Origin of the sequence: Fontibacter flavus, from assembly GCF_042432905.1 — a bacterium.
GTDB classification, from domain to species: domain Bacteria; phylum Bacteroidota; class Bacteroidia; order Cytophagales; family Cyclobacteriaceae; genus Fontibacter; species Fontibacter flavus.
This window is the reverse complement of sequence record NZ_JBHLWI010000060.1, coordinates 1-4,526: the sequence shown is the minus strand read 5'-3', so window position 1 is coordinate 4,526 and position 4,526 is coordinate 1. Positions and strand designations below refer to the sequence as shown.

The following is a 4,526-nucleotide window of genomic DNA, read 5'->3' as shown; positions in this document are numbered from 1 at the left end:
GCCTCCTTTTCCAACTGAACCAGTTCAGGCGGCAACTCCTTTTTCCTCATAGGCTTTTTCCTTTCCTTCCGTCCTATGGCCCCAACACCTGTGTTGGCGATCGTAGGCGGAGGAATTTATCCGAACTGTCAGGTTATGATAAAAAAAGATGCATCGAAACTACTGGAAGTCAGACCGGTATTGACTTTGTCATTTTATTCTGCTAACTTCATCACAAGTCTGTTGAACGAACCGTTCTAAAAGCAGATCTGCTTTCCCACGGCATCGCCGAACAGACTTGAGGTCTTTCTCTTTTCTTTTTTTTAGCCCCTCCGTTCACCTTCCTGCCCAACTACAGAAAAAGCCTTGTAACAGGTTGTCCGCCTGAATTGCACATCAACGTTTCTCAGCTATACGCAGGCAGGGCATTTTACCACTGAACTTCCTACGAAGAACTGAACTTTAAATTTACCACTTTCCTGTCCTACGAAGCACGAAACCCCTGCTTGCGTATAGGTGATGTTACCACACGTACTTCTTCTTCGTTCGTTTTTGTCAGCGTTGGCAAAGACATACTCTTTGGCAAGTTTTGGCTTGTGAGTTGGCTTGTGCGACTTGCCAATGTGTATGGCTTTTAGGGTGGTCATACTGAAAAATCAAATTTATATACTCCGTCTCCAAGTAGTGAAACTTGAATATCAGTTCTGCCATATCTCTCTAAATGATGTCTCCTTACTGGTTGACCTAATGGTACACCAATTCTAGTTCTAATGTATTCTCCGAGTTCAGCTTTTGCGGGAAAAGAGCTAATTTGTTTTGGATAAATCATTCCATTTACTGGCTGAGAACCTTCTAAAAGTCCTTCCATAGTAACGCCATCATCCCAGATAATTTCAATTGAGTCATTATGTCTTTGCATTCTTCCACGGTTGTCAAGATGCTGTGGATTTATTTGTTTTGGTTGAAATAAATGCGGATAATCTCTAATGTGTTGAGTTCTCAGCGCAATATATGCGTCATTTGGTGTTGTATGATTATTTGGGTTTTGTCCCCAATTTAATCCCGCTGCATTTTGTACTTCTCCGTCTCTACCAAGTAAAGACATACTACAGAACTCAGCGTTTATAATGGATTCAATTATTCTCTCTGTTCCAATTTCTAGACAGGATATAGAATTATTAAGTACGTGCTGAATGTAGGCGTTCAAAGGTCTGAAAGTGTCAAAAGTTGTTTCAGCTAAGACTTCTCTAAAAGGTGTAGTTAACCCATTAACAGAAAAATTTGCAGAGCCTACCAAAGCGTGAATTATTTCACCCCGCCTACGCCAAGCATAGCATTTTGAGTGAACTGGAAGTTGAGAGTAAAATATATTCAGGTTAGCAGCACTACCTTGTATGGAAGTAAGAGAGTTGTGTAATGTAGGTTTTATACCTTCAGAACCATACATTCCATAAATTACAGTAGAATTGAAAGGTAACTCTTCTAGTCTTGCAACAGGTCTTGGACCTAAATAACCCGACAGGACAATTAGCTCGTCAGTTTCGTGCATTTGATGCCTATGAAATATTAATTCTTCTAAGTCTTCTGTATAGAGCATATTATCCTAAATTGAGTTTGTAAATTCATTTTTAAAAAGTCCTGTTTTTATTGTTAGGTCTTCTTTTTCGTTTTCAAAAATCTCTAAAATTGTTTCAGCAATAATTTTTGCAAATTTTGGTGGCACTGCATTTCCAATCATTTTGTACTGGTCACCTTTCGAACCTAAAAACTCAAAGTCATCATCAAAAGACTGTAATCTTGCAGCTTCTCTTACAGTAATTGAACGAGCTTGTTCTGGGTCAGGGTGAATATGTCTTAAACCATCTTTATATAAATGGGCAGGGATAGTATTACTTGGTTTGTCTTCTCTAATAACGTGGTATTTATGAAAATTGGAATCTTTTCCTGTTTTTTCTTTATAAAGTTGTATTAATGCTTGACTTGAAGTATATTTTTCTTCTCCAGTTTTTATATCAGTTGCTAAAAGTTTAAAAATCTCTATATCTCTAATGCTGTGTGTACGTGGTTCGTGGTTCTTTGGTAATGGCACGCCATTCAGTTTTACAGAATGAGAATGTTTTGTGCTATTCTGACAAGGAAATATCTTAGGAAGATTGTCAAATGCTGTTTTTGAACACATTGGATTTTTGGATGCCTTTGCTTTGAGTCTTGCATAAAAATTTCTAACAGTTAAGGCACTATGTTCCGATTTCTTAACTCCAAAAATTATTACTCGTTTTCTTTTCTGTGGAACATTAAAGTATGAAGTGTCAAAAAGTGCGTTTGACCTTAAATTGTCTGTTATTTCATATCCAATTTCTTCAAATGCAATTTTTATCCTGTCAACAATTTGTATTCCCCCGGGTTTTGCAGATAGAATGCCTTCTACATTTTCAAAAACAAAAGCCTTAGGTTGGTAATGCTGAACCATTTTTACATAACTCTCAAAAAGATAGTTTCTGTAATCGTCCTGCATTCCATTTTCATCACGAACTCGACCAGCAATAGAATATGCTTGGCAAGGCGGACCACCTAAAATTAGGTCTACAGATTTATTCTCAATTAAGGAATCAACACCTTCGCTACTTCCGAAAACAGGGTCATTATATCCATTTATTAGTTCGTCTGTGCGTTGGATATCAAAATGCAATACATTGACATCATCAAATTCATAATTCCATTTTGTAATTAGACGTTTTTTTAATGTTTGAACTGTTGGGTATTCCCAATCAACAGCTGCTAATGTGTTAAATCTACCTGTTTGAAGAAAACCATCAGTCAAACCACCACAACCTGCGAATAAATCAATAACATTAAACTTCATAATTCAAATGCTTTAAAAGTTGTTCTCCAAGTATTTTGCCCAATAGTGGTGGCACAGCATTTCCAACCTGTCTATACTGTTCAGTTTTGTTTCCTAGAAACTCGAAATCGTCAGGAAAAGATTGAAGACGAGCATTTTCTCTAACACTTGGAACTCTGTTCCATTTATAATGAAAATGATTTCTGTGTCCAGTATCAATTGTTTTTGAAGGCTTTTTACTATGATATCTAGTCCAAGCTTCATTGAATTTTCTAGAATCTCCTACACCAGGAGGTAAATCTTTATGGTTACCACCTTCAGGAACTAGTGAAATTACATTTATTACGTGTTCTGTATGTTGTGTTCCAGTATGGTTTTTCAAAACCTTATTTCCATTTCGCATCATTTTTTGATAATTGCTAAATGGCTTCTTGTCGTATTCTAAATTTTCACTTCCAAGGTTAGTTACTAGGTCAGGTAAATCGCCAATAGCATCTTCGCAGCCTATATATTGTTCTTCTTTTAAAATTGGCTCTGGAAATTCAAAAACTCCAAACTCCTTTCTAAGAGCAACAAAAAATACTCGTTTGCGAATTTGAGGAACACCATAATCGGGAGCAAAAAGTAGTTTTGGGTTGCAATTGTAACCCATTTCGTCACAAAGTCGAATTATTTCTTTTTTTGCTTTTCCGCCATATAGATTTAATAGTCCCGGCACGTTCTCAATAATTATTGCTTTAGGATTTAGACGCTCTGCAAGTCTAAAAACAGAGTAGAAAAGTGAATTTCTTTCGTCATTTTCGTTACGTGTTCCAGTAAGAGAAAATCCTTGGCAAGGAGGTCCAGCAATTATGACATCTATTTCTTTATTTTTTGTTTCATCAACTATTGTATCAATTGCACTTTCTTTGTGTAAATCAAGTAAAAGTGCTTTAGAATTATTGTGATTCTTCTCAAATGTTTTTAGAGCAATTTCAGTGTTGTCAACACCCAAAACAACGTGGAAACCTGCTTGTTGGAAGCCGTATGAAAAACCACCACACCCTGAGAATAAATCGATTGCTGTTAATTTTCTACTCATTGTCAAAGTTTATTTTTCCTTGTTTCGTGTTAATACTTCTTAGATAAGTTGCTGTTCCTTCTGCTACTGCAAATACATTGTCAGAACACTTGTATTTATAGGCTTCACGAGCAAACTTATCTGCAAAAAATAAATCATTGATTTTTTGAGTGTCAATCTGCAAAACATCAGAAAGTAGTTTCAGCTTTGAAACACTGAATTTTTTTGTGCCATTTTCAATTCGACTTATAGCACTTGAATTGATACCGATTTTAGCACCAAATTCAGTTTGAGTCCATTCTCTTTTCTCTCGCTCCACTTTTATGAAGTTGCCAAAACTTGTCATATTTAGGGTTTTACTCATTATGGTTTGATCTATTTTAGGCAAATGTAAAAATAATTTGTCAATTTAGGGTCAAGTGCGTTGGAAAAATTTCAGCTCTTTTGTTTTTAGTGTTTGGATAAAGCGTTGGGAAAAACAAATGTGCTGAAATGTGCGGCTAGCTTTTTTAGTATGTGTGGTAACGGTAGGAGAATTGCCGTCGGGCCCTTTCCGTAGTTTGCTCTCCTGGGGGCCTGACGGCAATTCGCTTGTTATGTGTCCGTTCAGTTGTCCGCTACAATATAATCTTTTTCCGGCCCTAT

4 protein-coding genes are annotated in these 4,526 nt (G+C 36.5%); all 4 read right to left on the bottom strand.

What is annotated here, in order from left to right:
* Positions 1–622: 622 nt before the first annotated feature.
* The 4 genes from ACFFIP_RS17735 to ACFFIP_RS17720 are packed head-to-tail and all read right to left on the bottom strand — an operon-like array spanning position 623 to position 4,245.
* Positions 623–1,576, bottom strand: coding sequence for a restriction endonuclease PLD domain-containing protein (locus ACFFIP_RS17735; protein ID WP_382389099.1), 954 nt, complete (start codon positions 1,574–1,576; stop codon positions 623–625).
* A 6-nt stretch (positions 1,577–1,582) separates the two neighbouring features.
* Positions 1,583–2,842 (bottom strand): DNA cytosine methyltransferase, encoded by a 1,260-nt coding sequence (locus ACFFIP_RS17730; RefSeq protein ID WP_382389098.1) that lies wholly within the window; start codon positions 2,840–2,842, stop codon positions 1,583–1,585.
* Positions 2,832–3,902 (bottom strand): DNA cytosine methyltransferase, encoded by a 1,071-nt coding sequence (locus ACFFIP_RS17725; RefSeq protein ID WP_382389096.1) that lies wholly within the window; start codon positions 3,900–3,902, stop codon positions 2,832–2,834. Before ACFFIP_RS17725 ends, ACFFIP_RS17730 begins: the two co-directional genes overlap by 11 nt.
* Complete coding sequence (locus ACFFIP_RS17720) at positions 3,895–4,245, bottom strand: helix-turn-helix domain-containing protein (protein WP_382389095.1); 351 nt, start codon at positions 4,243–4,245, stop codon at positions 3,895–3,897. The genes ACFFIP_RS17725 and ACFFIP_RS17720 overlap by 8 nt, the downstream gene beginning before the upstream one ends.
* Positions 4,246–4,526 lie beyond the last annotated feature (281 nt).

What these genes read in the sequence shown, in the direction of transcription:
- ACFFIP_RS17720 (WP_382389095.1), bottom strand. Translation starts at nt 4,245, where the DNA reads ATGAGTAAAACCCTAAATATGACAAGTTTTGGCAACTTCATAAAAGTG.
- ACFFIP_RS17730 (WP_382389098.1), bottom strand. Translation starts at nt 2,842, where the DNA reads ATGAAGTTTAATGTTATTGATTTATTCGCAGGTTGTGGTGGTTTGACT.
- ACFFIP_RS17725 (WP_382389096.1), bottom strand. Translation starts at nt 3,902, where the DNA reads ATGAGTAGAAAATTAACAGCAATCGATTTATTCTCAGGGTGTGGTGGT.
- ACFFIP_RS17735 (WP_382389099.1), bottom strand. Translation starts at nt 1,576, where the DNA reads ATGCTCTATACAGAAGACTTAGAAGAATTAATATTTCATAGGCATCAA.